At 68.4% G+C, this 26,906-nt stretch carries 18 protein-coding genes, 3 pseudogenes and 1 other annotated feature; of the genes and pseudogenes, 10 read left to right on the top strand and 11 right to left on the bottom strand.

Annotation, left to right across the window (positions count from 1 at the left end; all coding sequences use genetic code 11):
• Positions 1 to 36 precede the first annotated feature (36 nt).
• Positions 37 to 1,845, top strand: a complete 1,809-nt coding sequence (locus tag G3A44_RS20730) for an FAD-dependent oxidoreductase (protein WP_310734427.1) — start codon at positions 37 to 39, stop codon at positions 1,843 to 1,845.
• A 26-nt stretch (positions 1,846 to 1,871) separates the two neighbouring features.
• Here G3A44_RS20730 and G3A44_RS20725 read toward each other — a convergent pair whose 3' ends face one another.
• Both G3A44_RS20725 and G3A44_RS20720 read right to left on the bottom strand, forming a co-directional pair.
• On the bottom strand, positions 1,872 to 2,678 hold the full coding sequence (locus G3A44_RS20725) for a PEP-CTERM sorting domain-containing protein (RefSeq protein WP_163459657.1): 807 nt from the start codon (positions 2,676 to 2,678) through the stop codon (positions 1,872 to 1,874).
• A 100-nt stretch (positions 2,679 to 2,778) separates the two neighbouring features.
• Positions 2,779 to 3,270 (bottom strand): Lrp/AsnC family transcriptional regulator, encoded by a 492-nt coding sequence (locus G3A44_RS20720; protein WP_163459656.1) that lies wholly within the window; start codon positions 3,268 to 3,270, stop codon positions 2,779 to 2,781.
• A 92-nt stretch (positions 3,271 to 3,362) separates the two neighbouring features.
• Between G3A44_RS20720 and G3A44_RS20715 the strand changes: the two are divergent.
• Both G3A44_RS20715 and G3A44_RS20710 read left to right on the top strand, forming a co-directional pair.
• A pseudogene (locus tag G3A44_RS20715) lies at positions 3,363 to 7,094 on the top strand (indolepyruvate ferredoxin oxidoreductase family protein).
• 249 nt (positions 7,095 to 7,343) lie between these two features.
• A complete protein-coding gene (locus tag G3A44_RS20710) occupies positions 7,344 to 7,838 on the top strand; it encodes a DUF4148 domain-containing protein (RefSeq protein WP_163459655.1) in 495 nt (164 codons plus the stop codon).
• Between the two features lie 113 nt (positions 7,839 to 7,951).
• Here G3A44_RS20710 and G3A44_RS20705 read toward each other — a convergent pair whose 3' ends face one another.
• On the bottom strand, positions 7,952 to 9,430 hold the full coding sequence (locus tag G3A44_RS20705) for a RepB family plasmid replication initiator protein (protein ID WP_163459654.1): 1,479 nt from the start codon (positions 9,428 to 9,430) through the stop codon (positions 7,952 to 7,954).
• 1,078 nt (positions 9,431 to 10,508) lie between these two features.
• Between G3A44_RS20705 and G3A44_RS20700 the strand changes: the two genes are divergently transcribed.
• The 3 genes from G3A44_RS20700 to G3A44_RS20690 all read left to right on the top strand — a co-directional run bounded on the left by G3A44_RS20700 (position 10,509) and on the right by G3A44_RS20690 (position 14,396).
• The gene (locus G3A44_RS20700) at positions 10,509 to 11,834 is read left to right on the top strand and encodes an AAA family ATPase (protein ID WP_239062013.1); all 1,326 of its coding nucleotides are present in this window, start codon (positions 10,509 to 10,511) and stop codon (positions 11,832 to 11,834) included.
• Positions 11,835 to 11,962: 128 nt separating this feature from the next.
• On the top strand, positions 11,963 to 12,877 hold the full coding sequence (locus G3A44_RS20695; protein WP_163459653.1) for a ParB/RepB/Spo0J family partition protein: 915 nt from the start codon (positions 11,963 to 11,965) through the stop codon (positions 12,875 to 12,877).
• Positions 12,878 to 14,102: 1,225 nt separating this feature from the next.
• Positions 14,103 to 14,396, top strand: a complete 294-nt coding sequence (locus tag G3A44_RS20690) for a hypothetical protein (protein ID WP_163459652.1) — start codon at positions 14,103 to 14,105, stop codon at positions 14,394 to 14,396.
• A 262-nt stretch (positions 14,397 to 14,658) separates the two neighbouring features.
• Here the strand turns inward: G3A44_RS20690 and G3A44_RS20685 are convergent.
• A pseudogene (locus G3A44_RS20685) lies at positions 14,659 to 15,884 on the bottom strand (IS3 family transposase).
• Positions 15,490 to 15,606, bottom strand: a sequence feature (AL1L pseudoknot). (Overlaps the previous pseudogene by 117 nt.)
• Before the next feature lie 992 nt (positions 15,885 to 16,876).
• On the opposite strand from G3A44_RS20685, the gene G3A44_RS20680 reads away from it, so the two are divergent.
• The gene (locus G3A44_RS20680; protein ID WP_239062015.1) at positions 16,877 to 18,793 is read left to right on the top strand and encodes a tyrosine-type recombinase/integrase; all 1,917 of its coding nucleotides are present in this window, start codon (positions 16,877 to 16,879) and stop codon (positions 18,791 to 18,793) included.
• A 63-nt stretch (positions 18,794 to 18,856) separates the two neighbouring features.
• On the opposite strand, the gene G3A44_RS20675 is transcribed toward G3A44_RS20680, so the two are convergent.
• Positions 18,857 to 19,894 carry a tyrosine-type recombinase/integrase gene (locus tag G3A44_RS20675; protein ID WP_163459650.1) on the bottom strand — a complete coding sequence of 346 codons (1,038 nt, stop codon included), beginning with the start codon at positions 19,892 to 19,894 and terminating at the stop codon, positions 18,857 to 18,859.
• 129 nt (positions 19,895 to 20,023) lie between these two features.
• On the opposite strand from G3A44_RS20675, the gene ribA reads away from it, so the two are divergent.
• On the top strand, positions 20,024 to 20,641 hold the full coding sequence (gene ribA, locus G3A44_RS20670) for a GTP cyclohydrolase II (RefSeq protein ID WP_163459649.1): 618 nt from the start codon (positions 20,024 to 20,026) through the stop codon (positions 20,639 to 20,641).
• 85 nt (positions 20,642 to 20,726) lie between these two features.
• Positions 20,727 to 22,157, top strand: a complete 1,431-nt coding sequence (gene ccoG, locus G3A44_RS20665) for a cytochrome c oxidase accessory protein CcoG (RefSeq protein ID WP_163459648.1) — start codon at positions 20,727 to 20,729, stop codon at positions 22,155 to 22,157.
• 14 nt (positions 22,158 to 22,171) lie between these two features.
• Here the strand turns inward: ccoG and G3A44_RS20660 are convergent, their stop codons facing one another.
• Positions 22,172 to 22,588 carry a winged helix-turn-helix transcriptional regulator gene (locus G3A44_RS20660; RefSeq protein ID WP_163459647.1) on the bottom strand — a complete coding sequence of 139 codons (417 nt, stop codon included), beginning with the start codon at positions 22,586 to 22,588 and terminating at the stop codon, positions 22,172 to 22,174.
• 171 nt (positions 22,589 to 22,759) lie between these two features.
• Here G3A44_RS20660 and G3A44_RS20655 point away from each other — a divergent pair, with 171 nt between their 5' ends.
• Positions 22,760 to 23,626, top strand: coding sequence for an SDR family oxidoreductase (locus tag G3A44_RS20655; protein WP_163459646.1), 867 nt, complete (start codon positions 22,760 to 22,762; stop codon positions 23,624 to 23,626).
• Positions 23,627 to 23,660: 34 nt separating this feature from the next.
• On the opposite strand, the gene G3A44_RS20650 is transcribed toward G3A44_RS20655, so the two are convergent.
• The 5 genes and pseudogenes from G3A44_RS20650 to G3A44_RS23805 all read right to left on the bottom strand — a co-directional run.
• On the bottom strand, positions 23,661 to 24,929 hold the full coding sequence (locus G3A44_RS20650; protein ID WP_310734426.1) for an SLC13 family permease: 1,269 nt from the start codon (positions 24,927 to 24,929) through the stop codon (positions 23,661 to 23,663).
• Complete coding sequence (locus tag G3A44_RS20645; RefSeq protein WP_163459645.1) at positions 24,926 to 25,186, bottom strand: DUF3297 family protein; 261 nt, start codon at positions 25,184 to 25,186, stop codon at positions 24,926 to 24,928. The genes G3A44_RS20650 and G3A44_RS20645 overlap by 4 nt, the downstream gene beginning before the upstream one ends.
• Before the next feature lie 131 nt (positions 25,187 to 25,317).
• Positions 25,318 to 26,193 carry an alpha/beta hydrolase gene (locus G3A44_RS20640; RefSeq protein WP_163459644.1) on the bottom strand — a complete coding sequence of 292 codons (876 nt, stop codon included), beginning with the start codon at positions 26,191 to 26,193 and terminating at the stop codon, positions 25,318 to 25,320.
• Between the two features lie 20 nt (positions 26,194 to 26,213).
• The gene (aroQ, locus tag G3A44_RS20635; RefSeq protein ID WP_163459643.1) at positions 26,214 to 26,654 is read right to left on the bottom strand and encodes a type II 3-dehydroquinate dehydratase; all 441 of its coding nucleotides are present in this window, start codon (positions 26,652 to 26,654) and stop codon (positions 26,214 to 26,216) included.
• A gap of 103 nt (positions 26,655 to 26,757) precedes the next feature.
• Positions 26,758 to 26,906: pseudogene (locus tag G3A44_RS23805) on the bottom strand (sugar phosphate isomerase/epimerase); the annotation flags it as partial.

Here is a 26,906-nt window from a genome sequence, read left to right as displayed (position 1 = left end):
GAATATTATTCCAATACCAAATCACAATCCACTTTTGTGCACCCGCCGCTCCTGAACCCCCCACTGGCCGCGCTGGCCGACGACCAGACCTTTGACGTGGTGGTGCTGGGCGCCGGCGGCGCCGGCATGTCGGCCGCGGTGTACGCCGCCATCGACGGCGCGAGGGTGCTGCTGGTGGAGTCCACCGCGTACGTGGGCGGCACCACGGCCACCTCGGCCGGCACCACCTGGGTGCCCGGCACCCGGCTGGCGCCCGAGGTGAACCCGCAGGACACCCTGGCCGAGGCCGAGACGTTCCTGGACCATGCGGTGGGCGCACGGGCCGACCGGGCCCTGCGCCAGGCCTTTCTGCAGCATGGCGCGGCGGCCGTGGCCAAGATCAGCGACCACTCGCACCTGAAGTACCGCATCCGCCCCTTCCACCCCGATTACCTCTCCGAGCTGCCGGGCGCCACCTCCTGCGGGCGCGCGCTGGAGCCCTTGCCGTTTGACGGCCGGCGGCTGGGCGCGCATTTCGGCCTGGTGCGCCCGCCCATCCCCGAATTCATGGTGCTGGGCGGCATGATGGCCGACCGCGATGACATCCCCCACCTGCTGGGCTGGCACCGCTCCTGGACCTCCGCTACCCACGTGGCGAGGCTCCTGCTGCGCCACCTGACCGACCGGCTCCGCCACCCGCGTGGCACCCGGCTGCTGATGGGCAACGCCTTGATTGGCCGGCTGCTGCTGTCGTGCAAGGAGCGCGGCGTGACCGTGCTGACCGGCACCGAGGCCCGCGCGCTGCACCGCAATGCGCACGGCGTGGTCGATGGCCTGACGCTCTCCAGCACCTGCCCCCAGACCGGCACCCCCGTGACCCGGCGCCTGCGCGTCAAGGGCGGCGTGATCCTGGCCAGCGGCGGCTTCAACCGCCACCCGCAGCGCCGTGCCGCGCTGCTGGGCACCCCCGACGACTGGTGTCCGGGCGGCCCTGGCCACCGGGGCTCCGCGCTGGACCTGGCAGAGGCTGCCGGCGCCACCTGGGGCGCCAGCGGCCCAGTGGCCTTGCAGGCGGATGCCCGGCAGGCAGCCACGGACCAGCCCTTGAGCCCTTGCTTCTGGGCGCCGGTGTCCCGCCGCACCCGCGCAGACGGCAGCGTGGCGGTGTTTCCGCACTTTGTGTTTGACCGCGCCAAGCCGCATATGGTCACGGTCAATGCGCGTGGCGAACGCTTCCTCAACGAGTCCACCTCGTACCACCTGTTCGGGCTGGCGATGCTGGCCGCCCACCCGCAGCCCCCCGGCGAACCCACCTGGCTGATCACCGACGCGCAGGGCATGGCCAAGTACGGGCTGGGCATGGTGCGGCCCAAGGGCATGGGCCTGGCCTCGGCACTGGCCGATGGTTATGTGACCCGCGGTGCCAGCGTGGCCGATCTGGCCGCCCGGCTCCAGCTGCCAGCCGCGACGCTGCAAGGCACCTTGAACCAGCTCAAGCGCTACGCCGCCGACGGCGTGGACCCGGACTTTGGCCGCGGCACCACGCTCTACCAGCGCGCCAACGGCGATGCCGGGTGGCCCGGCCCCAATCCCAGCCTGGGGCCCATTGAGCAGCCACCGTTCTACGCCGTGCGCCTGCACCCCGGCGACATCGGCGCCGCCATGGGCCTGCGCACCGACGCCAGCGCCCGCACACTGGACGCCGCCGGCCAGCCCATCCCGGGGCTGTACGCCGTGGGCAATGACATGCAGTCCATCATGGGCGGCGTGTATCCGGCCCCTGGCATCACCCTGGGCCCGGGCCTGGTGTTTGCCTACCTGGCCGCGGGTGACGCGGTGCGCCGCAGCCGATCGGCCACGGACTGACCCGCCGGGACTGCACCCGCCCGCGCTCAGGTCCGCTCGCCCTGGACCCAGGGCTGGCGGCGCCGACGCCAGCCCACCAGGGCCACGGTGGCCAGGCCAGCCCCCAGCATCAGCGCGGTCTGGGGCTCCGGCACCACGGAGACCGGGGTGACTTGGGGCGGCGCCGGGGTGTAGGCGACAAAGTCCTGCAGGCTGGGGTTGGCATAGCGCAGCAGGGTGCTGCCGGCATAAAGGCTGGTGTCGGTGAGCTGGTAGGCGGCCTGCAGATAGCCCTGGGCCAGCGTCCAGGCCGTGGCGTAGGACGAGGACACGCCCGCCACACTGAAGTTGCCGCTGGCCAGCGAACCACCCAGGCCGTCGTAGACCGTCTCCCAGACCGCCAGTTGCAGGGCCACCATCTCAGCGGCGGTATCCACCCGGTCCGTGCTCATGTGGCCGCTGTCCAGCCCCGCCACGGTGAACAGGCGTGAGAGCGCGCTGGAGGACACCGTGCTGACGCTGTAGTTGGCGCGGCTGCCGAGGTAGGCGGGCTGGGTCAGCTCGATGCAGTACGCCGCGAAGCTGGACTGGCCGGAGGTGAGGGTGAGCTCCCCGGCCAGGTCGCTGTAGCTGCGACCAAACAGGCGCAGGCTGACGTTGGCAAAGGGCTGAGGATCCAGCCGCTGCACGGTCACCGTGTCCGCCCGCGCCGTGCCGGGTGCCAGTGCCAAGGCGGTGGCCACGACCACCAGGGACAGAGAGCCCACGCCCAGGCGCGCGGCCGGGGACAGGGCAGGGGCCACGGCCGCACGCGGGGCGACAGGTGGGGGACGGCGCAGCAGACGACGGGACATGGGCACACTCCAGACGAGACCAGGGTTCGTCGGTCGTCTATCGGCCGCCGGCCAGCCGAGTTGAGTGCCTGCCGGCGGGTGCACCGGCCGGGCAGCGGCCTCAGCCGCCGCCGTCGCCCATGGGCAGGGCCACCGCCGCCTTCACCTCCTTGAGCACGATGGAGGAGCGCACATGGGTGACACCGGGCAGGCGGAACAGCGTGCCGTGCAGGAAGCGCTCATAGGCCGGCACGCTCTCCACCAGCACGGTGAGGATGTAGTCGGCCTGACCGGTGGTGGACAGGCAGCGCACGATCTGCGGGCAGTCGCGCACGGTCTGCTCAAACCGCTGCACCAGCTCCTCGGTGTGCTGGGAGAGGTTCACCTCCACCACCACCGCCAGGCCCAGGCCCACCCGCTCGCGGTTGACCAGGGCGCTGTAGCCGGTGATGACGCCGGCGGCCTCCATGTCCTTGATGCGCTTCCAGCAGGGGGTGGCCGACAGGCCCACGGCCTCGGCCAGCTGCTGCACCGTCTGGCGGGCATCGCGCTGCAGCTCGCGCAGGATCTTCAGGCTGTAGCGGTCCAGAGAAACCGATTTGTTCTCATCCATGGCATGTTCCGAGAATTTCCTTCTCCATTGGAGCCGGGGCGGGGGCCAGACAAGATGCCTGTTTTCCCCAGGGCCCCGAAGAATCCGGTCGCATGAACGCCGCCGACCTGACCCCAACGCCCGCCCTGGCCCCCGACACCCTGCGCCGTCCGGACTACCAACTCAGCGACAGCCTGTGGGCCACCGAAGGCACCGTGTTCCTCACCGGCACTCAGGCGCTGCTGCGCATCCTGCTGATGCAGCGCGCACGCGATGCCGCCGCCGGGCTGGACACCCGGGGCTTCCTGAGCGGCTACCGCGGCTCGCCGCTGGGCATGGTCGACAGCGCGGTGTGGCGCGCGGGCGAGCGCTTTGCGGCCGCCGGCATCCGCTTCCAGCCGGCCATCAACGAGGAGCTGGCCGCCACCCAGGTGCTGGGCACCCAGCGGGTGGAGAGCGACCCCGAGCGCACGGTGCAGGGCGTGTTCGGCCTGTGGTACGGCAAAGGCCCGGGCGTGGACCGCGCGGGCGATGCGCTCAAGCACGGCAACGCCTATGGCAGCTCGCCCCACGGCGGCGTGCTGGTGGTGGCGGGCGATGACCACGGTTGCGTGTCCTCGTCCATGCCGCACCAGAGCGACGGCGTGTTCAGCGCCTGGGGCCTGCCGGTGCTGCAACCGGCGGACGTGGGCGAGATCGTCGAGTACGGGCTGTATGGCTACGCCCTGTCGCGCTACAGCGGCTGCTGGGTGGGGCTGGCCGCCCTTTCTGAGGTGGTGGAAAGCGCCACCACACTGGACCTGGACGCCCTGGCCGAGCGCACCGCCGCCTGGGCCGACCCGGTGGCCACCGCCGCCGCGGTGCGGGCCGCCACCGGCCACCAGCCACCGGCCGACGGCCTGCACTACCGTTGGCCCGACCTGCCCTCGCTGCGCATCGAATCCCGGCTGGCCGACAAGCACGCCGCTGTGGCCGCCTTCGCCCGTGTGCACCGGCTGGACCGCCTGCTCATCCCCAGCCCGCAGGCGCGGGTGGGCCTGCTCACCTGCGGCAAGGCCCACCATGACCTGATGGAGGTGCTGCGCCGCCTGGGCATCACCCCGGCCATGCTGGAAGACGCCGGGGTGCGCCTCTACAAGGTGGGCCTGGCCTGGCCGCTGGAGACCACCGGCGTGCAGGCCTTTGCCCAGGGCCTGCAGGAGGTGCTGGTGGTGGAGGAGAAGGCGGGCCTGGTGGAAGCCCAGCTGCGCCAGCTCTTCTACAACGCGCCCGAGGGGCAACGCCCGGCCCTGGTGGGCAAGACCGACCTGCACGGCCAGCCGCTCATCTCGGCCCTGGGTGAGCTGCGGCCCTCACGCCTGATCGAGGTGGTGGCGCACTGGCTGCACCGCCACTTCCCCGACCACACCACCTTCGATGAGCATCTGCAGCATGTGCGTGACTTCACGCTGCCCGAGCTGCTGCACAACAGCGCCGATGCGGTCAAGCGCCAGCCCTGGTTCTGCGCCGGCTGCCCGCATAACACCAGCACCAAGGTGCCTGAGGGCAGCACCGCGCGCGCCGGCATCGGCTGCCACTTCATGGCCAACTGGATGGAGCGCAGCACCGCCGGCCTGATCCAGATGGGCGGCGAGGGCGTGGACTGGATCTCCCATGCCGCCTTCACCCGCACGCCGCATGTGTTCCAGAACCTGGGCGACGGCACCTACTACCACTCGGGCCTGCTGGCCATCCGCCAGGCCGTGGCGGCCCGGGCCACGCTGACCTACAAGATCCTGTTCAACGACGCGGTGGCCATGACCGGCGGCCAACCGGTGGACGGCCCGCAAAGCGTGGACGCGATCGCCCGCCAGGTGGAGGCCGAGGGCGTGCGCCGCATCGCCGTCCTCAGCGACGCCATTGAGCAGTACGACGGTCAGCGCGGGCGCTTTCCGGCCGGCACCACCTTCCATGACCGGAGCGCGCTGGACGCCGTGCAGCGCGAACTGCGCGAGCTGCCCGGCGTGACGGTGCTGATCTACGAGCAGACCTGCGCCGCAGAGAAGCGCCGCCGCCGCAAAAAGGGCCAGCTGGCCGATCCCGAGCGCCGCCTCTACATCCATGACCCGGTGTGCGAAGGCTGCGGCGACTGCACCGCGCAAAGCAACTGCGTGGCCGTGCAGCCGCTGGAAACCGTGGCCGGCCGCAAGCGCCGGGTGGACCAGACCGCCTGCAACAAGGACTACCGCTGCAGCGACGGCTTCTGCCCCAGCTTTGTCAGCGTGACCGGCGGGCGCCTGCGCCGCCCGGTGGGCGTGCTGGGCCCGGCCACCGGTGGCGCAGCCGCTGGGGCGGCACCTGGCCGTGCTGCAGCTTTTCAGGCGGCCGTGGCCGCCCTGGCCATGCCGCCCACGCATGACTGGCGCGGCCCCTGGGACTTGCTGGTCACTGGCGTGGGTGGCACCGGTGTGGTGACGGTGGGCGCCCTCATCACCATGGCCGCCCACCTGGAAGGGCGCGCCGCCAGCGTGCTGGACTTCATGGGCTTTGCGCAGAAGGGCGGCGCCGTGCTGAGCTTTGTACGCCTGGCCGAGTGGGCGGGCTAACTGCACCAGGTGCGCATCGACACCCAGCAGGCCGACGCCTTGCTGGCCTGCGACCTGGTGGTGGGCGCCTCGCCCGACGCACTGCAGACCGTGCGCCACGGCCGCACCCGCATCCTGGCCAATGTGCACGAGACGCCGGTGGCCGAAGTGCTCTCCCGCCCCGACGCCGAGATCCAGGCCCCGCAGTTGCTGGCCAAGATGCACTTTGCCGCCGGCGAGGCGCAGGTCGAAACCTTTGACGCCCACGCCCTGGCCGAGACCTTTCTGGGCGACACCCAGGCCGCCAACATCGTGGCGCTGGGCTGGGCCTGGCAACGCGGGCTGGTGCCCGTGGGCCTGGCCGCGCTGCACCGCGCCATCGAACTCAACGGCGTGGCCGTGGCCGCCAACCGCCAGGCCCTGGCCCTGGGCCGGCTGGCCGCAGCCGACCCCATGGCCCTGCGCCGCTTGGCCGACGAGCGCCTGGGGACGCCGGCCCGCCCCGAAGACGAACCTCTGCCCGCCCTGCTCGCGCGTGGCCAAGCCCTGCTGAGCGCCTGGCAAAACCCGGCCTGGGCAGCGCGCTGGCAAGCCACCGTGGCCCAGGTGCAAGCCCATGAAGCCGCCTGGAACGCCCCCACACACGGCACGCCACCCACCGGCGAGGCCACTGCCTTGCCTTTCACCCATACCGTGGCCCGCAGCCTGCTGCGGCTGATGAGCTACAAGGATGAATACGAGGTGGCCCGGCTCTACAGCGACCCGGACTTCGATGCGGCACTGGCCCGGCAGTTCGAAGGGGACCTGACGCTGCACTTCCATCTGGCGCCACCGCTGCTGTCCCGCCCACGCGACGGGCGGCCGCCCCGCAAGTGGACCTTCTCCGGCCGCTGGCTGCGCCCGGCGCTGCGCGTGATGGCGGCGGCCCGGGGCCTGCGCGGCCACTGGCTGGACCCCTTCGGCCATACGGAGGAGCGACGCACCGAGCGAGAACTCATCTCGCAGTTTGAAGCCCGTGTGGCGCAACTGCTGACCGACCTGGGCCCCGCGCCCGACGCCCGCACCCTGGGCCTGGCCCGGCAGATCGCCGCCTTGCCCTTGAGCGTGCGCGGCTTCGGCCACGTCAAGCTGGCGGCCCTGACCCTGGCCCGCCGCCGCGAGGCCGAGCTGCTGCACCGTGCCTGGCCCGATCGCTTTGCCATGCCAGGCGCACCCGCGGTGGCCGGGCTGGAAGCTCCCGTCGCCGGGCAGTTCAAAGGGGTGGCCATCACCCGGCTGTGAACCGGACAGCCGGCCCCCTTAAGGGGGCACGGTTTTCAAGCCCCGGTTTGTTTCGTTTTCAGCAATAGCCAATTGCTGGCGGGCTGGTTTTTCTAGCGGGAATGGAAATTTACAGTTCATCCCATCGACGAGACGCCTGACACACGACTGCAAGCCGACGCCTCTTCGACGCAGGTTCCAGGCGGACTGGAACGAACCCCCGGTTCACCAGCCCCTCTGCCTGGCTGACAACGATCGAAAGGAAACCTCATGAACACCGCCCGTACCGTCTCCGCCCTGGTCCTCGCCCTGGGCACCGCCTTCTCCGGCGCCGCCCTGGCCACCGACACCCACGACACCCCCACCCCCAAGACCCGCGCGCAAGTGCGCGCCGAGCTGGCCGAGGCCCTGCGCACCGGCCAGATGCCCGCCCTGGACGACACCGGCCGGCTGCTGCGCGAGGTCCACCCCGAGCGCTACGCCGCCGACGAACCCGTGATCGCCAAGTCCCGCGACCAGGTGCGCGCCGAGCTGGCCGAGGCCGCCCGCACCGGCAACTTGGTGGTCGACTTCGACACCCTGGCCAAGGCCCATGAGGTCCAGCCCGCCCGCTTCCCGGCCCGCACGGTGGCCGTGCTCAAGACCCGCGAGCAGGTCCGCGCCGAGCTGGCCGAGGCCGTGCGCACCGGCAACATCGCCGCCGACGACACCAGCCACGAGCTGCTCAAGAACCTCTACCCGGCCCGCTACCGCCAGGCCCAGTGAGGCCACCCCGCGGCCCCTGGCCGCGGGCATGAAAAGCCGAAAGGCCGGGCAGCTCCCGGCCTTTCGGCGTTTTGGGGCGACGGGCGCCCCGGCCCACCGGCGCGGAAGGCAGATCAGTCCCCCAGCTCGGCGGCCACCGCCAGCAGGTCCTGCGCACTGGGCTGGTCCCAGTGTTCGCCACGGCTGCCCACGGCATAGAAACGCACCATCTCCGTGAGCACCAGAGGATGCTGCCAGCCACTGGTCTGCAGCCGCTTGCGGATCGACGGATGGACCTGACGCCGCTCCATGTCGGCGAGGAGCTGCTGCACCAGCTCGGCCTGGATCTCCGGCGACATCTGCCGAATCTCCTCGATCACCTGCTCACGTCTGCGCCGGATCCACTCCTCCGTCCACCGGGCCTGCCGCCTCGTCTGCGCATCGCGGCCCATGGCCGCCAGGTGGGTGGGCGTGCCGCCCGCCACCCCGTGGCCCGTGCTGCCCACGCCGCCCGCCAGGCCAGCCCCTGCGGGCAGCGCCCCCGCAGCCCGCGACGGCGCGACCGGCGCCACCCCGGATCCGACCGACGCAGGCCGCGCCGCGGGGGCCAACGACGGCCGGCTGGCCGGTGCTGCACCGTGGCCCCCAGACTCGGGCGGCACCAGCGCTGACCGAGACGCCGGGTGGCCGGGCTCGGCCGCCTGCAGCGCAGTGGCCAGCTTGGCCGCCTCGCCCGGCATCAAGGAGCGCAGATAGCGTGCGGGGTCGCGCACCGGAGCCGGGTACTCGTGGGCCTGGCGCTGCGACAAGGTCTTGAGGCCGGCTGCCACCGCCGCCTCGCCAAACTCAGCCACCAGCGACTCCAGCTTGGACTCCTCCACCCCCAGGCCGGCCGCCTGCCCCACCAGCGCCATGTCCACGGGCTCCAGCGGCGTGGTCAGACCCAACGACGCCTGGGGCTTGGGCCGGATGAGGAACTGGATCTCGCCCACGGAGCGACCCTCTTTGTGCTCCAGCAGTTCCACCTCCAGGTCGGTGATGGCGTTGACTTCGGCTATAGCCGGCTTGAGCGTGTCGCGCTTGAAGATGCGGTACTCCAGCCGGGCGGTGCGTTCTGTCTCCGGTTGACCGCTGAGAACCGGGCGCCACCAGCGCCAAGGCTGGCGTGCGGTGCGCCCCACATCCTTGTAACGGGTGCAGATCTCATACAGGGAGATGCCCGCGTGCGAGCGCAGCTGGCTGATGACCTCCAGCTTCAAGCGGGCGAACACGGTCGGCTCCAGCAACTCCTGCTTGAGGTTGACCGCGTAGGACCATTCCACCCACACCTGCCCCCGCTCCTTGGCGATGCGAGCATGGGCCAGCAAGCCCGAAACGTTCCATGCCGCCCCCTCGCCGGTAGTGGGGGACTGCCACTCCACCGTGGTGGAGACCATGGCCCGCAGGTGCTTCTTGATCAGTTCATGGTCATGGGAATCGAAATCCACGCCCTTGACCACACGGTCCAGGGGCGCCCGGAACACGTCCTTGTCCAAACCCTGGTCCTGCGCCATGAAGAGCAGCACGTTGTAGGCCTTGCGCCCCAACGAGGTGATGCGGGTGGACTTGGGCACGATGGCCAAAGTGTTGACCGGCTTGCGCAGGGCAGGGGAGGGCGCCGCCACCGGCCGCAAGGGCCGGGACGGCAAGTCGGCGCCGAGCGCATCGGCCGCCGGAAGGTGAGGACTGCGTCTCACCGTCGTCTTTCGGGTCGCCATGGGGGAAGTATCGGCGATGTGAGTCCGGTGACTCACCTCAAGGCTGGCCACCACCGGCGTCGAGCTGCCGTCCAAGCGCAGAGGTGAACGCATATTGCACCCGTCGCCAGGTGCCCTTGCCTGTCCCCCACAGACGCCCACACACGCCCGCAAGCGGCGGTCCGCGGACGAAAGTTCAGACAGGTGAGTGTTTTCAGGAGATCTTTCGATGGGCGGCGCACGCCATCCGCGAGCCAACCGGCGACGAGACCAACCGGACGCAGGCGCCAAGTCGACCCACCGTCCAGACGGGAAGGGACGGCATTTGTTCACGCCATGACGGCACAGGTGAGAACTATCAGGAAAACCCAGGACCGTCGCGCGCCCCGAAAACCCTCACCTCTCAAGACTTCTACGGGTCTCGCCCCCCCACACGCCGACCTCCCTGGGTCACGGGCAAGGCAAAAATCCACGCCCAACCGCAACTTCACACAAGATCAGCCTCCCCCGAATAGTCTCCAGATCGGCGACACCCTCCTGTGGCCGCGGGGCTGGGGCGCTAGCTTGCTGGGGTCAGGGCGGGTTTGCGCAACGGCGTGGCACCGTGGCCACCCCAGCTGGCCGCCGTGGTTAAAGGCCCCCGCTTCCCCGCACCTATGTTCCTGTGAACTCGCCACTTCACCCTGCATCCCCTCCAATTCGCCCCGAAAATCCTCCGAACTCTCCCGTATCCACTCACCTGAAGTCAGGCAAGTGATTGTCAGTAAAAGGCTTTCTGCCACCTAAAGAGTTAAAAGGGTTTGAAGGAACTAAATCTCCTAAAGCAGCCTATGGCCCGGAGCTTTTTAACATTGAATCAACGCCAGATGCCCAGTGTTGAACGGTTCAACACCCCCTTGCTGCACAATAGTGTCCGAACGCGGAAGGCCTCGCTGAACGTTTCAGCGGACATTGAATGAAACTTCGTCAACAAGCCCAGACCATGCCACCCAAGGAGAAAACCGTGGACGGATTCGCCTTTCAACCAACACCCACCATCTCGTTGACGGACATCGCGCAGCAAGCTGAACGTGCTGTCAACATGATGGCGCAGATCCGTAGCGCCATGCTGGCGCCCACCGCGCGTAAAGCGCCCCCGGTGTACAACCTGAGCCAACTTGCCGCCATGTGTGGCATTGAGAAGAGTTCACTGAGCCATCGCCTTTCCAAGGGTGATCTGCCTTCTGGTCGCCTCAATGCGTCAGGCAGTCGTCGAGAGTTCAGCCTGCCGGAGGCGCGGGGCTGGATCCGCGAGTACCGAAAGGACTGCCTGCGCCCCAAGGGAGGCGAAGCGGTCACGATCAGCGTGGGCAACTTCAAGGGAGGCGTGAGCAAGACGACCACGGCAGTGACCTTGGCGCAGGGCCTGTCGCTGCTAGGCCATCGTGTCCTGGTGATTGACACCGATCCGCAGGGCTCCTTGACCACCCTGTTCGGCATCCTTCCGGATACGGAAGTGAGTGAAGACGACACCATCTTGCCGCTGGCGATGGGAACAGAAACCTCCATTCGCTATGCCATCCGCAACACCTATTGGGATGGCATCGACCTGGTGGCCGCAGCCCCTGTGCTGTTCGGCGCGGAATTTGCCCTGCCGGCTCGGCAGACGCAGGAGCCTGGATTCGAGTTCTGGCGGGTGCTGGACCTGGGCATCGACGACGTCCGGGATGAGTACGACGTGATCCTCATCGACACGCCGCCGTCTCTGTCCTACACCACCATCAATGCTTTCATGGCGTCCAACGGCATCATCATGCCTTTGCCGCCCAACGCCCTGGACTTCGCCTCAGCATCCCAGTTCTGGAGCCTGTTCTCCGATCTGACCGGCGAACTGCTGACCAAACGCGGCCTGACCAAAGACTTCGACTTCATCCACATCCTGTTGGCACGGGTGGACTCCACCGATGCCGCCACCAATATCGTTCGCCAATGGATTGGGCAGACCTACGCGGAGAAGGTGCTGCCGGTGGAGATTCCGAAGACGGCCGTAACCGGGGTGGCATCTGCAGAGTTTGGCACCGTGTACGACGTGGCCCAGTATGACGGGTCCGCCCGGACCTTCAAGCGCGCCCGGGATGCCTATGATTCGTTCGTGGGGCATATCGAGGGATCGATTCGCATGGTCTGGAAGCGGCAAACCGATGCCTTGGCCGGAAGGGTGTTGAACGGTTCAACAGAGCCGAAGGCCACGGTGTCCCACTCGGGCAGCGCAACAACCAACTCCAAGGGAGCTAAGCGATGAGCAAAAAACTCGCAGCCAAGGCCGGCATGATTCAAGCCATGGTCAACCCGCCCGCCACGGTAGCCGCTGCGGCACCAGTCCAACCGCCCGCCGGCGACGGATTGCGTCCGCGCACCGCACCAGGCTCCATGCTGCAGTTCATGTCACACCAGTCCGCAGCCATCAAGGAAGCGGAGGATCTTCGGGAAAAGTTGCGCCACTTTGATGGGGCCACACCCGTCCGGGCCTTGGATCCTGCGTTGGTGCTGCCCTCCAAATGGGCCAACCGCCATGCCGACTCTTTTGCCGACGCCGAGTTTGAGGCGTTGAAGCAGGAGATTGCAGGCGCTGGTGGCAACGTGCAGCCAATTCGGGTCCGGCCCTTGCCAGCCGGCACCCGGGGCGGCAATGGGCTGGGGGAGGAGGAGCGCTTCGAGATCGTCTTTGGCCACCGTCGCCATCGGGCGTGTTTGGAGCTCGGCCTGCTGGTGCAGGCACAGATCGAATCCGTGGACGACCGCCAGCTCTTTGAGTTGATGGACCGTGAAAACCGCGGTCGCAAGAACCTGAGCGCCTGGGAGCAGGGCGTGATGTACCGCAGGGCGCTGGATGAAGGCTTGTATCCCTCGTTGCGCAAGCTGGCCGAAGCACTGAAGGTGGATGTCTCCCTGGTGTCCAAGAGTGTGGCTTTGGCGCGCTTGCCTGAGGCCGTGGTGCGCGCCTTTCCTTCACCGGTGGACATTCAGTTTCGCTGGGCCCAACCGCTGTGCGAATGGGTGCAGAAGGATCCAGATGCTTTGTTGGCCCGAGCCCGGGATTTGCAGGATGGGCAGGCCCGAACGGCAATCCAGGTGTTTGAACAACTGACCCGGCCGCCCGAGGCGGATGAGCCGGCGATGGCGGCACGCAACCAGGAGCACAAGTTGGGTCATGGCCAGCGTTCAGCCCTCATGACGGTGGGAGCCCGTGGTGACGTTAAGCTCAAGTTCTCGGCCAAGGCGCTGCGTCCCGAGCGGCGCGAGGCCTTGAAGGAATGCATCGAACGCTTTCTGGCTGAGGATTGAAGTTTCCGTTGCGGAGGGTATTCGGGAGTCCTGAAAAATCTCCGCCATCCGGTGACTGCTGCCGGCGCAGCGCGCAGTTGCCTGGCCTCACCTCCTGCCAGAACTCACTTCATGGCCCGCAGCTTGCGGGCCATTTTTTTTGGAGAAAAGAGAAGGGGTAGGGCAGGGGGGCACTTCGGGCTCATCTGGCATAGCGTGGTGTCTTTCAGCGCGACGCCTGGGTCGATGCTTGGTAGTGCTCCCGCGGGGCGCGCCGGCCTGCCCTTGAGCTCCACCGAGCCGTTGGCTTGGCAGCGCACAAACCACTTGGTCTGAGTTCCATCGCTGATGCATTTCTGGCATCGCTGTGCGCAGCGCTCAGATCACGGTTGCTCGTGTGTCTCTCGCGAAGCGGAGTCGGCTCGCTATATCCATCGATCTTGCCTGCAGAAGCTCTCCCGATTCGAGCCCGTTGTGAATGACGGGTGAGCGAGGCGGGTGATGGTCCGCAGGTCCAGGCTGCTACGTGTAGGCGGGCATCCACAACACGCCATTGGCCGACGCTCCTTGGCGTTCTGGACCAGTGGGTTGGTGTTGAACCGTTCAACGACAGGTCTTGTGCGCCTGGCTCTGAGGTGGAGAGTTTTCGGGATGAGGTGCGTTTCCGGATCAAGGGCGCGGCCACGTCCAACAGCGCAGTAAGCCGGTCTTGAACGGGGGCGATGCCGCCTATGGCTCCTGCGACCCCCCGCAAGGCCATCTGATCCACATATCCGGCCGGACAGTGCGCGTCGCGGGGCGGAGTGTCGCTGCCGCTGTGTCCGCCTCTTCAGGGGCGCAGTAGGTTCAGACCAGGCCAGAACCTTAGTTGTCTGATCGCCGCAGGGGCAGTCGGACCGGCCTGTGTTGTTTGGTCGGTACCGAGGCATTGAAGCCCGTGGCAGCGCGCCGAGCACGCAGCCGCCGGGCTGGGCACGTCGGACATTACGGGCGATGGACCTTGTCGCTCAGCGCGTGTCGGTGACTGCAGATCAGGCCCGGAGTCCTTCCCCGAGTGCGGTCGGCTCAACCGGCGTGCGCTCTTCCGCTTTGGCGCCCCTCGCCCCGAGGACCAAGAACTCGGGCGTCAGCAAAGGACAACGGTGTGGCCAGGTAAGACGCTTCGGCGCGCGCCGCATGCGGAACATGTCCGAATTGGCTGTAGCGTGTCATCCCCTGAAAAATGCCTCTTGAAAAGTAGACGTCCATGGATGGATGTTGGGGCCAGCGAGTGTGGGCCGAGACGCTGGTCAAGTTGTATAAGAACGCGACCACCATCCCTGTGATCCGAGCGGCGATCCAGAAATCCACGGTCAGCGACCACGAGGTGGGTTGGCAGCTCAACGTCAGCCATGAGACGGTGTGCAAGTGGCGCAAGCGCGATACGGTGCAGGACGGCGGCCACACCGCGCACAGACTCAAGACCACGCTCAACGGGGCGCGGGAGGAGTTGGTGATCTACCTGCGCACGCAGCTGCTGCTGCGCCTGGATGACTTGTAAGACCCTGCGCCGCTACGTCTGGCTGACGTGTGACCCGCGGGGGATGGGCGCCTGCGCGGGCGGGCTCAGCGGCTGGCTGGAAAAGCGGCACGCCGACACGGGTGGCGACTTCGAGCTCTTGCCGGGCGCCTTGGTGCACCAAGGACCTCTCGGCCTGCAGGAGCACATCGTAAAGCCCGCAAGGGTGTGGGAGGAGCACAAGGCGCGCTGTAGGCGTCAGTGAACCGCCCCGGGAATCGCGGAGGCTGTTTGGTTTAAGTGCTCATGCCGCGACTGCCGGTTGATCGGCGAGTTGGCGGTAGTAGTTTGCCTCGGCCTCTGCCGGCGGGATATAGCCCAGCGGCCCCATGAGCCGGTGGTTGTTGAACCAAGAGACCCAGGTCAAGGTGGCCAGCTCCACGGCCTCCCGCGTTTTCCAGGTCCGGCGGTGGATCACCTCGGCCTTGTACAAGCCGTTGATGGTTTCAGCCAAGGCGTTGTCGTAGGAGTCGCCCTTGCTGCCCACCGACGGCTCCACACCGGCCTCGGCCAGGCGTTCGGAGTACCGGATCGACACGTATCGAGACCCGCGGTCGCTGTGATGAATCAGGCTGCTGTCGCGCTCTGGTTGTAGGTCGTACAGCGCTTGTTCTAGCGCATCGAGAACGAAGTCCGTGGTCATCGAGGTGCTCACGCGCCAGCCCACGATGCGCCTTGCGAACACGTCCACCACGAAAGCCACGTACAGCCAGCCCTGCCAGGTTGAGACGTAGGTGAAGTCAGACACCCACAGCTGATTCGGCCGCTCAGCGCGGAACTGTCGGTTGACCTTGTCCAGCGGGCATGGTGACTTCGGGTCTGCCACCGTGGTGCGCACGCCTTTGCCGCGCCGCACACCCTTCAAGCTCATGCGTTTCATCAGGCGCTCGACGGTGCAGCGGGCCACCGTCACGCCCTCTCGATTGAGCTGCATCCAGACCTTGTCCGCGCCATACACCTGCAGGTTGTCTTTCCAGACTCGTTCGATACTGGGCATCAACTGCACATCGCGCTGCACTCTGGCGCTGCGCAGGTTTGGCTCACGCATTCGCGCGGCATGGCGCCGGTAGGACGAAGGGGCGATCTGCAGAACCCTGCACATCGGCTCGACCCCGTGGACTTCGCGGTGTTCGTCCACGAGCGCATACATCACTTCAATCGGCGGTCGAGCTCCGCCTGGGCGAAAAACGCGCTGGTCAGCTTCAAGATCTCGTTGGCCTTGCGCAACTCTCGGTTCTCACGCTCGAGTTCCTTGATGCGCTGGGCCTCGGCCGTCGAGACGCCATCGCGCTGACCGGCATCGATCTCGTGCTGCTTGACCCAGGTATTGAGCGTCTGCGGCACGCAGCCCACTTTGGTTGCGATGGATTCAACCGCCGCCCACAGCGACGGTTACTCGCCACGGTGCTCTTGCACCATGCGCACAGCACGCTCGCGCAGCTCCGGCGAAAACTTCGGGGACTTCCCCATAGTGGCTCCATTCTCAAGTGAAGGAGCCTCCGCGATTCCCGGGGCGGTTCACAGCGGCTTTGCCGGCTGCTCCGAGTTGCCCTGCGGATGAGGCCCTAAGCGAATGGCCGAAGCGACGGGAGTGGGCTGAGGCTTGGGGTACCCGGATGGGGGTGATGTTGGGCCGGTTGCGCACGGGCCTGCAGGTTGTTGCAGGCGTCATGTCGCGTCGGCTCGTGTGATGGCGGAACTCGGCCGAGAGGGCCTGTGGCGCGGACGGCGCATCGTGCGCTTGGTGGGGCCTGTCGGCGGAGGTGCGGGTGCCGCGGCACCTTGTCCATAGGTATACGCAAGACTTCATCACGCGGTGCGATAGGAACCGGGGTGCCGGGGGGAAGGTTCTGCGTTCGACGGTGGGGAAGAGGCCTGGCCGCCGGGGACGGCCAGATCGGGGGACTTGTCCGTCCTGCCGCGTGGCCCGGCGTGTGGGGCGGTTGGTGGTGGTGTGCGGCGTCCTCCGTGCGGCCGTTGACAGGGCCGGGGGCGCACCCGTTCAGGAAAGTGTAATGCTGACAGGAACTTGGCGCATTCTTCTGAAAATCATCTGATTTCGGCATATAAAAGATATGCACTGATTATTACTGTTATCAGTGTTATATGGATGCTAAAATGCGGGGTGAGACAAGCCGTCGCGGCAACGCGTGCCCCCCCGCTGAAGCGGGGCACCGCCGGTGCAGATTGCGCCCGCCTGGGTGAGGCGCCGTGTGCCTCGCCGTCTTGGTTCGTCAAGCCCTCTTCACGGTTTCCTTCCGCCGTTTCCGCTCCACGCAGATTTCCGGATTTACCGCTGCCCAACCATGTCTGCTGCCGCTTCCCGAACCCGCTCCGCGTCATTGCCACCGGTTGCCGACGACCCGAACGATGCCGGGTCGGCTTCAACGCCTGGGAACCGGGGGAGCGGCCGGCGCGCAGGCGCTGAGGCGGCCACGGCGGTGCGCCGGCCCTTGCGCACCATGCGCGTGGGCCTGCATCACTTCGCACATTTGCGCGCGGTGGCCGAGGGCGTTCCCCTGGTCGAGTCCGCCCAGCGCTACTTGTGCATCGACCACGGCCGGCAGGCACTCACAGCGCATCGTCAGGTGGTGGACCACCTGCGCAGCCTGGCGCGCCGCCGGGGTGACAAGGGTTGGCGCTTGGTGGGCCTCACCATCCGCACCGGGGGGCTGGACGTTCCGGCGCCTTCACTGGAGGACTTCGTCGCCGAGCGTGACCTGGACGGCTTCAGTGAGGCGGAGGTGCTGGCCTTGTATGCCGAGGCCTATCCGCCCGATGCGCGCGCTCAGCGCCGGCGCCGTCTGCGAGAGCAGCAATTGGCCTTGCTGCGGGCGCTGGAGCAGGTGGCCGCCGAGGTTCCTGCCTTGACCGACCGCATCGACGGCTGGCTGGAACCCACCCTGGCCGCCCGGTTGGCGCAGTCAGGCATCCTGTTGCTGCAGGACCTTCAGGCGCGCATTGCGCTGGGCGGCGTGTGGTGGCGCGGGGTGCCGGCGGTGGGCAAGCTCAAGGCGGCCCGCCTGGTTCACTGGTTGCAGACCCTGCTGCCGCCGGTGCCACTGCCCGGCGCCCACTTTGCCGAGGTGGCCCGTGCGGCCGAGGTTCTGCCACCAGTGGCAGCGGTCCATGGCCTGCCGGCGCCAGGCCGTGGTGCTGTCGGCTCGGACCTGGCCTTGCCAGCGGGGTCGGGGGCTGACGGGCGGCCGCAGCGCACCTTGTTTGATGGGAGGCCGGTCACGCAGGGCGTGCCCGGCTCGGCGGCGTTGACCGGGGCACGCAGCGACGCGGAGGTCATCGAAGCCTGGGTGGCCGCCCGTTCAGGGGCTGCCACCACGGCCAGGTCCTACCGCAAGGAGGCGTTGCGTCTGCTGCTGTGGCTGCAGGGCGAGCGCCAGCAGCGGCGTTTCCAGGACATGCAGGTCGAGGACTGTCTGGCCTACATGAGCTTCATGGAGCATGTGCCACCGGCTTGGATGTCCCGACGCTACAGCACGGTGCTGGGTGAAGGATGGGCCCCCTTTCGTGGCCCGCTGAGCCTGGCCAGCCGGCGCCAGGCGGTGGTCATCCTGGGCAGCTTCTTTGGCTGGATGGTGGATGTGGGCTACCTGCCGGGCCGCAATCCCTGGCACCTTGTCAACCGGCAGATGGGCGACGATCCTCGCCAGCATGTGCTCGACAGCCGGGCCTTCACGCCCCAGGCCTGGGAGGCGGTACTGGGCCACCTGCACCGCCAGCCGCCCTCGCCTTCCCGTGACCGCATCCTGTTCATCCTGGCCTTTGTGGAGGCCACCGGCCTGCGCGCGGCGGAGCTGGTGGGGGCCCGTGTGGAACACATGCGCCGTCACCGTGGTCGCTGGGCCATGCAGGTGCACGGCAAGGGGGCGCGCAACCGGGTGATTGCCGTGCCAGGACAGGCACTGGAGGCCCTGACCTTGTACCTGGCGGCACGCGGCCTGCCGGTGCTGGAAGAGGCCGATCCCAAGACCCCGCTGCTCGCACGTCTGGAGGAGCCGCTCGAACCCATCGGTTACCAGGCGCTCTACCAGACCATGAAGCGCTGGGTCAGGGAGGCCATCCTGGGGTCAGACCTGCCGCGCCTGGAGCGGGAGGATGCCTTGCGCGCCTCGCCCCATTGGCTGCGACACACTTTTGGTACCCGTGCGCTGGAGCGACAAGCTCCCCTGGAGGTGGTGCAGCGGCAGCTCGGGCATGCCGATCCGCGTACCACCATGCGCTATGCCAAAGCGCAGCTGGAACGGCTCCAGGCAGAGATGGACGCGGCCTTTGGCGGCGCGGGTCCCAGCCAGCCGGGCGAGTCCAGGGGGGCCGAGAGGCCGTCCGCCCTGCCCGATGGTGAAGTCGGGGGTGCGGACTGAACCCGCAGCCCGGCCAAGCGGTTCGGGTTCGGGCCCTTCCGCTTCGGGATGGCCGGTGAAGTCTCAGACAGGACGCCGTTGCGCCGTCCGTTGGCTTTGCGCGTCCAGCTCGCGGCGCAGCGCATCCAGCGTGAAGCGGGTGCGCAGCCCCATCCAATCCTGCAGCACCTCGTCGTCTGTACCGGCCAGCAGTTGCCGGGCGGCGAAGCTGTTGCGTAGGGTCTGCGGGCCTTGTTGCTCATCGTCAAAGCCGGCGGCCTGCATGGCCGGCCGCACGATCTCGTAGATCTCCGAGGTGCTGATCGGGCGTGGCAAGGCGTCATGGGCCGTGCGCGCGGGCTGACCCAGGGGCGCAGCCGGATCGTCATCGGGTGCCGTGCTGCGGCCTCGGGTGCCTGCCAAGGGGGCGCGCCGGCGGGTGGGCAGCAGCAGGCTGCCCGTTCCTTCCAGCTTGTGCCGCACGGGCAGCCATCGCTCCAGCACTTCCTGGCACCAGGTTGGCAGCGGGATGTGACGCGCCGGACCGGCGTGCCGGATGCGAAGCCATTGGGGGGCGTCTGCAGGCTGTACATCCTGCAGTTGCAGCGCGCGTGATTCGCTCACCGTGATACCGGTGCCCAGGTACAGGCAGCGCAGCAGTTTGTCGCGCAGTTCGTACCAGTTGGCCTCAGGTTCCGCCATCACCCAGCGCAGATAGGCCTCACACTGCGCTGCACTCAGCAGCCGCGGTGCTTGCCGCTCGGTGCTGACCAGTCGGCCTTCCAGGGGCCGCAGGCCTTGGGTGGGATCGGTGCTGCGCAGCCCGCTGACCTGTAAGTGCCGAAACAGGGATCCCATGAGCGAGCGATAGCGCTTGAGCGTGGCCACACTGGCGGGTTTGCCTCCCCTGCCCTGCAGGCCCTGAAGAAAGGCGTCGAGGTCCACGGTCCGAGCATCCAGCAGGTGACGTTCGCGCTGGCCATGCAGCCAGTCGGCCAGTTGACCCACCATGGCTGCGTACTGCGCGATGGAGTGTTCTGCGTAGGCCGTGACCTCATCGGCCTTGAGCCACTGCTGTGCGGCTTGACGCGGCGCACCCAACCAAGTCACCGGATCGTTCATATATATACGCTACCACATTGGCTTACATGCAAAACAGCATATTCCCCGTTTCCACCAGTCGGCGTATATCCATTCATTGCCTAGAGGAAACGGCGACAATGTCGGGCAAAAGTACCTCAGCGCCCCACCTTGTCCGACACCCTGCCCGTTCCTGCCGACACGCCCTTCGTGCGTGGCCACACAGCCCGCCTGCCTACCCGCCATGGCGACTTCTCGATCACCAGCTACCGTGATGCGCAGCTCCAGGTCGAGCATGTCGTCATGCACGTGGGCGATGTCGCCGGCGAGGCGGTGCTCATGCGCATCCACTCGGAGTGCTTGACCGGAGACATCTTCGGTTCGCTGCGCTGCGATTGCGGGCCTCAACTCGAGCTCGCGCTGCAACGCATCGCCCTGGCCGGGCGCGGTCTGCTGATCTACATGCGAGGACACGAGGGCCGGGGCATCGGCATCACCGAGAAGCTCAAGGCCTACACGCTGCAGGACCAGGGTCTGGATACCGTGGACGCCAACCTGGCCCTGGGGCACGCGGCCGATCTGCGCCGCTTTGACGCCGCCGCTTTCATCCTCCAGGACATGGGGGTGCGGTCGGTGCGTCTACTGAGCAACAACCCGCTGAAGGTCCTGGCCCTGGAAGAGCTCGGCATCGTGGTCCAGGCCCGCCAGCCCCACGAGGTACCGTCCAACCCCGAGAACGCCGGCTACCTGCGCACCAAACGCGACCGCATGGGCCATTGGCTGGGTTGAGCCCGCTGGGCGGGCGCCCCGGTGCGGGACCTGAAGCTTGAGGACGGTCAACCTAAAATCCGGGGTTTAGCCTGATGACCGCGCCATGAACGCCTCTCCCTTGTCGCCCGAGCCGCCTCCCCTGCCCAGTGGGGTCGACAAGATCCAGGCCCGCGCGGTCAGCGGCCGCTACAACACCGCCCGCTGGGTGTTGCTGTGGATCACCCAACTGGTGTTCTACGGTCTGCCCTGGCTGCAGCTGCAAGGTCGGCAGGCGGTGCTGTTCGACCTGGAGTCGCGACGTTTCTTCCTCTTTGGCGCCGTCTTCTACCCGCAGGACCTCATCTGGCTGACGCTGTTGCTGGTGGCCAGCGCCCTGCTGCTCTTCTTTGCGAAGGCCATTGCCGGTCGGGTGTGGTGCGGTTTCGCCTGCCCGCAGACCGTCTACACCAAGCTGTTCAGCTGGATTGAATTCCGACTGGAGGGAGATCGACACGCCCGGCTGCGGCTGGACCGCAGCCCCTGGAACCGTCAGAAGCTGCTCCGCCGCGGCGGCCGTCACCTGGCCTGGGCCCTGCTCGCCCTGTGGACGGGCATCAGTTTCGTGGGCTACTTCACGCCCATCCGCAGCCTGGTGCCGGCGCTGGCCGGCCTGTCGCTGGGCCCCTGGGAGTGGTTCTGGGTGCTTTTCTACGGCCTGGCCACCTGGGGCAACGCCGGCTTTCTGCGCGAGCAGTTCTGCCAGCACATGTGCCCCTACGGCCGTTTCCAGGGCTCGATGATGGACGAGGACACCTACATCGTGGGCTACGACAGGCAACGCGGTGAGCCTCGCGGTGCCCGTTCCCGCCAGGCCGATGCCCCGGCCCTCGGACTGGGGGCCTGCGTGGACTGCACCGTCTGCGTTCAGGTCTGCCCGGTGGGCATCGACATCCGGCAGGGCCTGCAGGCCGCGTGCATCGCCTGCGGGGCCTGCATCGACGCCTGCGACAGCATCATGGACCGCCTGCGGCAGCCCCGCGGCCTGGTGCGCTTTGACACCCCGCACGCCTTCGCCGGCCAGGTCCTCAAACCCTGGTATCGCCGGCCCCGGGTGCTCATCTATGGAGGACTGCTGGGGCTGATGGGCGCCGCGCTGGTGCTTGGCCTGTGGCAGCGGCCCACGCTGCGGGCCAACGTGCTGCGCGACCGCGGCGTCATGGCACGGCAGGTCGAGGACGGCGCGGTGGAAAACGTCTACCGCCTGCAGGTGATGAACGCCTCGCTGGCGCCACGCCAGGTGCAGTTGGCGGTGGAGCCGGACCCCGGCACCCAGCCGCCCCTGCCCGCCCAGGCCCTGCAGATGCACGGCCAGACCCAGCTGTCACTGGCCAGTGCGGACGCCGGTTTTGCCACCGTGGACATCCGCCTGGACGGGGCCGAGGCCGCCGCACGGACCGGCCAGGTGCTGCAAGTCACCTTGGTCATCACCGCCACCGAGCCCGACGGGCGGGTGGAGACGGTCCGCGAGCGCAGCACCTTCCTTGTGCCCCGCTGAGCGGCGCCGCGCGCTCAATCCGCGGCCGCCAGGCTCACCGTCCGGCCGCTGCGAGCCTGCGCCGCCAAGATGGCCGGGAGCCGGCCTTCGATCCAGTCGGCCAGCTCGCGCACATGCCGGCCCACCTCATGCCCCAGCGGCGTGAGCCGGTAGTCCACATGCGGCGGCACCACCGGATGGGCCGTGCGCAACACAAAACCATCGACCTCCAGCCACTGCAGGGTCTGGGCGAGCATCTTCTCGCTCACCCCACCGATGCGGCGCCGCAGCTCGGCAAAGCGCAGCGTGCCACCCTCCTGCAGCGCCACCAGCACCAGCACGCCCCAGCGGCTGGTCACATGCTTGAGCACCTCCCGTGAGGGGCAGGCGGCTGCGAAGAGATCACCGCGGGGATCGTCGCCTCGCGTGTCAAGCTGAGTTTCAGGGTTCATGGGTACTAACCTTTTTGTGCGTACTTACTAAAGGTTAGTTTAGGGCGCACCATGACGGCATGGCGTGATCGCCCTGTGGTCGACAAGGCCGGGGTCCCATGCCACCGCCGGGGGCTGTGTAAGTCGTGGCCGCCGGCGCCACTTCCGGTCCCCCAACGCAAGGAGTCCCCCATGATCGTCATCACCGGTGCCAATGGCCAGCTCGGCCGCCTCGTCGTCGACCACCTGCTGCGTCGCGGCGTCCCCGCCGCCCAGATCGTTGCCGCCGTGCGGCAACCCGCCAAGGCCGCGGACCTGGCCGCCCTGGGCGTGCAGGTGCGCGAGGCCGACTACAACCGTCCCGACACGCTGCGCACGGCCTTCAGCGGCGCCCGCAAGCTGCTGCTCATCTCTTCCAGCGAGATCGGACAGCGCCTGCCCCAGCATCGGGCGGTGATCGACGCCGCCCGTGCCGCCGAGGTGGAACTGCTGGCCTACACCAGCCTGCTGCGTGCCGACAGCACTCCCCTGGCGCTGGGGCAGGAGCACGCCGCCACCGAGGCCTCGATCGCCGCCTCCGGCCTGCCGACCGTGATCCTGCGCAACGGCTGGTACACCGAGAACTACCTGGCCAGCGTGGCCCCGGCTCTGCAGCACGGCGCGTTCATTGGCAGCGCCGGCCAAGGGCGCATCGCCTCGGCGGCCCGCGATGACTTTGCCGAAGCGGCGGCTGTGGTGCTCAGCAGCGAAGGCCATGCAGGCCGGGTCTATGAGCTGGCTGGCGACGAGTCCTACACCCTGGCGGAACTGGCCGCCGAGCTGAGCCGCCAAGCCGGCCGCACCGTGCCCTATGTCGACCTGCCGCCCGCCGAGTTCGCCGCCGCGCTCAAGGGCGCCGGCCTGCCGGCACCGCTGGCCGAGCTGCTGGCCGACTCTGACGCCGGCGCCGCCCGAGGCGGCTTGTGGGACCAAGGGCATCAGCTCTCGGCCCTGATCGGCCGCGCCACCACCCCACTGGCCCCGCTGATGGCGGCCGCCCGAGCCGCGCTGGCGGGCTGAGCCCAGGGGCGGCCCGCGACCGGCCGCTCCGCCGTCACCCGGCCAGCCAGGCTGCCACGCCTGCCAGCGACAGCACCGCCACCGGCGCGCCCAGGCGGGCATGGGTCCAGGCGTCCAGCCGCACGCCCTGGGCGGCGGCCAGATCGGCCACGATCAGGTTGGCCATGCTGCCCACCAGCAGCAAGTTGCCAGCCAGGGTGGTCACCAGGGCCAGGGTCAGGCCCGCCTGCTGGGCCTGAAGCCCCTGCACATGGGGCAGCAGCAGCATCACCGCCGGCACATTGCTGACCACGTTGGACAGGCCGGCGCCCACCGCAAAAAGCACGGCAGTGTCCTGCAGGTGCACGCCCTGCGCTGCCATGGCCTGGACCACCAGGGACGGCAGTCCGGTGTCCTGAAAGGCTCGGTTGACCACGAACAGCCCGGCAAACAGCACCAGCAACTCCCAGTCCACGTAGCCCATGACCTGGGAGGAGTGCAGGCGCCGGCTCAGCAGCAGCACGCCGGCGGCCACCAAGGCCACCACCTCATGCGGCCAGGGGCTCCACAGAAAGGCCGCCAGCACACCGCCGGCCACGCTCAGCCCCTTGAGTGTCTGCAGCAGGTCCACCGCCGGCTCGGATTCCGGCGCACAGGTGGCGGGCAAGGGCACGAAGGGGGCGTGCAGCTGCCGGCGGCCCGGCCCCCAGGCCAACCAAACCCAGGTCAGGCCCAGCCCCAGTAGCACCGGCGGCAGAGCCTGCCGCAGGTAGCCGCTGAAGGACAGGCCTAACACCGAGCCGATGAGCATGTTTTGAGGATTGCCGATCAGGGTGGCCGCCGAGCCGATGTTGGCTGCGCAGGCCAGGGCCACCAGGCACGGCACCGGATGCAGCCCGCGCTGCAGACTCACACGCACCACCACCGGGGTGAGGGCCAGACACACCACATCGTTGGAAAACACCGCCGCAAGCCCACCGGCCAGGGCGATGAGCGCCCCCAGAAAGGCGGCAGGCGACAGCGGCAGGGCCGCCATTTGCCGGACGCAGGCGGTGTAGAACCCTCCCAGGCGCATCTGCGCGGACATCACCATGAAGGAAAACAGCAGCAGCAGGGTCGGCAGGTCCACCGAGCGCGCGGCGCCCTCCACGTCCAAGGCCCCCAGGCCGATCATCCCGATCGCGCCCAGCAGCGCCACGCCGGTGCGGTCCAGCTTCAGGCGGGGCAAGCCCCCCAGGAACATGCCCAGGTAGACCAGCGCAAAAAGCAGCACCACCCCCAGCTCCCGCCACAGGGGCCAGGCGCCGGTAGGCGCCGGACTCACCGGTAATAGGCCTCGACCGTGCCCTTGAGCTTGATGGTCAGTGGGCGGCCGCGACGGTCCACCGTCTTGCCGACCGGCACCTTGATCCAGCCTTCGCTGACGCAGTACTCGTCCACGTCGTGGCGGTCGACGCCGTTGAAACGGATGCCGACGTCATGCTCGAACACGGCGCGCACGAAATGCGGGCTGCGCGGATCGGTGGACAGGCGGTCAGGCAGCGCAGGACGCTCGACCGGCGTGGAAGCGGAATCGTTCATTGGAGACTCGTGGGAAGCAGGAAGGCGGGTGCGGCCACTGGCGACCGGGCCCCGAGGCCGGCACCGCCAAGACCGCGGTCTTGAGAAGGGGGGCAATTCTAGGAGCCCAGGCGCCGGAGGCCGCCGCCGGTTCAAGGCGCTGGCGTCAAGGCCAGCATGCGCAGCGCCAGCGCGTTCAGCGCAGCGTCTCCCTGGCCCACCAGGCCATGGAAATGCATGGCCTCGCACGAGCCCCCCTGTGGCGGCCCACCGCCCTGGACCCAGCGTGGCTCCACCACCTCCGCCGCCGTCAGCCGCGCGACCACCTCGGCCACGCCTTGCGGCGGTGACACCGGGCAGGCATCCGCCTGGTGGTGCAGCAGCAACACCGGCAAACGCAGCCGCTCCAGCGGCAGGGCCAGCACCGTAGCCTGCGGGTGCCGTGGTTGGCGGGTGACGGTGGCACTGAGCACCAGACCCGCCAAGCGGCCCGGTGGCAGGCTCAAGGCAGCAGCCGCCGCCGAGATGCTGCCCCGGCTGGTGCCCACCAGCCAGACCGGCAGGCCCCAACGGACATGGACCCAGTCGACCACGGCCCGCACATCGGCCAGGTGGGACGGTGAAATGCGGTCGGGGTAGTCCAGGTCGGTGCTGTCGCTGGCGCGGCCCATCAGGACCACCTGCAGGCCGGCACGCCAAAAGGCGGCGCGGTCACGCACCAGTAGGTTGCGGCCGTCCGGACCAGTGTCGGTCCACCGGCCCCAGCCCCCACCGGCCCCAGGCAACAGCACGACCGCAGCCCGCGCCGGCGTGGACGGTGGCACCGGGCTCACCGCCAGCGGAAGCTGCACCCCAGGTCGGGCAGCAGCAATGGCCGCCCGTTCCACCGGCAGGGCCGGAACGGCGCCCGGCACCGCCGGCTGGGCCCAGGCCACGCCGGCCAGCGCCACCACCCCACCGGCAGCCAGACCGCACCACGGCCATCGGCCGCGGTGGTCGCGCCTGATCAGGCTGCGCAGGAAGGGCATCAGCAGGCGGCCGCCCGGCTTCAGGCCTTGCTGAGCTTGGCAGCCAGGAAGCGCAGCGCAGCGCTGTAGCCCATGACCCCCAGACCCGCGATCACGCCTTCGGCGATGCCGGAGATGTAGCTGTGATGGCGGAACTCCTCACGCTTGTGCACATTGCTCACATGCACTTCCATCACCGGCAGGGCCACGCCGGCAAAGGCATCACGCAAGGCCACGCTGGTGTGGGTCAAGCCACCCGGGTTGATGACAAAACCACGGGTGCCGTCCAGACGGGCCGCGTGGATGCGGTCGATCAGCGCGCCTTCGTGGTTGCTCTGGAAGCACTGGGCCGCAAAGCCCAGGGACTTGGCCTCGTCGATGAAACGGCGCTCCACGTCGGCCAGGGTGTCGGCGCCGTAGATGTGGGGCTCGCGGGTGCCCAGCAGGTTCAGGTTGGGGCCGTTCAGCAGCAGGATGCTCATGGTCTGTCGTGTCGGTAAGGGTTCGGTGAGGCCGGGCCCGCGCCACGGTGGGCGCCCGGCGGGGGTGGCCGGCATTGTGCCGGCCCACGGGGTGGGCACGGCGTCAGGCGCTGCGCCGCAACTGGCCCGGCAGCGGTGCGCTGCGCCGCAGCACACCTTCGGCCAGCCACACCGCGGCCGCCCGCGCGCGCTGCGCCACAAACGGCAGCGGCAGCTGCGTGTAGTCGTCGTTGAACACCTCGAAGCTGTAGT

This window comes from Ideonella livida (assembly GCF_010499455.1).
Lineage (GTDB): Bacteria > Pseudomonadota > Gammaproteobacteria > Burkholderiales > Burkholderiaceae_C > Ideonella > Ideonella livida.
This window is presented reverse-complemented; position numbering and strand designations above follow the sequence as displayed.

What these genes read in the sequence shown, in the direction of transcription:
- G3A44_RS20725 (WP_163459657.1), bottom strand. Translation starts at nt 2,678, where the DNA reads ATGTCCCGTCGTCTGCTGCGCCGTCCCCCACCTGTCGCCCCGCGTGCG.
- G3A44_RS20720 (WP_163459656.1), bottom strand. Translation starts at nt 3,270, where the DNA reads ATGGATGAGAACAAATCGGTTTCTCTGGACCGCTACAGCCTGAAGATC.
- G3A44_RS20710 (WP_163459655.1), top strand. Translation starts at nt 7,344, where the DNA reads ATGAACACCGCCCGTACCGTCTCCGCCCTGGTCCTCGCCCTGGGCACC.
- G3A44_RS20700 (WP_239062013.1), top strand. Translation starts at nt 10,509, where the DNA reads ATGAAACTTCGTCAACAAGCCCAGACCATGCCACCCAAGGAGAAAACC.
- G3A44_RS20695 (WP_163459653.1), top strand. Translation starts at nt 11,963, where the DNA reads ATGCTGCAGTTCATGTCACACCAGTCCGCAGCCATCAAGGAAGCGGAG.
- G3A44_RS20690 (WP_163459652.1), top strand. Translation starts at nt 14,103, where the DNA reads ATGGATGGATGTTGGGGCCAGCGAGTGTGGGCCGAGACGCTGGTCAAG.
- G3A44_RS20680 (WP_239062015.1), top strand. Translation starts at nt 16,877, where the DNA reads ATGCGCGTGGGCCTGCATCACTTCGCACATTTGCGCGCGGTGGCCGAG.
- G3A44_RS20675 (WP_163459650.1), bottom strand. Translation starts at nt 19,894, where the DNA reads ATGAACGATCCGGTGACTTGGTTGGGTGCGCCGCGTCAAGCCGCACAG.
- ccoG (WP_163459648.1), top strand. Translation starts at nt 20,727, where the DNA reads ATGAACGCCTCTCCCTTGTCGCCCGAGCCGCCTCCCCTGCCCAGTGGG.
- G3A44_RS20660 (WP_163459647.1), bottom strand. Translation starts at nt 22,588, where the DNA reads ATGAACCCTGAAACTCAGCTTGACACGCGAGGCGACGATCCCCGCGGT.
- G3A44_RS20655 (WP_163459646.1), top strand. Translation starts at nt 22,760, where the DNA reads ATGATCGTCATCACCGGTGCCAATGGCCAGCTCGGCCGCCTCGTCGTC.
- G3A44_RS20645 (WP_163459645.1), bottom strand. Translation starts at nt 25,186, where the DNA reads ATGAACGATTCCGCTTCCACGCCGGTCGAGCGTCCTGCGCTGCCTGAC.
- G3A44_RS20640 (WP_163459644.1), bottom strand. Translation starts at nt 26,193, where the DNA reads ATGCCCTTCCTGCGCAGCCTGATCAGGCGCGACCACCGCGGCCGATGG.
- aroQ (WP_163459643.1), bottom strand. Translation starts at nt 26,654, where the DNA reads ATGAGCATCCTGCTGCTGAACGGCCCCAACCTGAACCTGCTGGGCACC.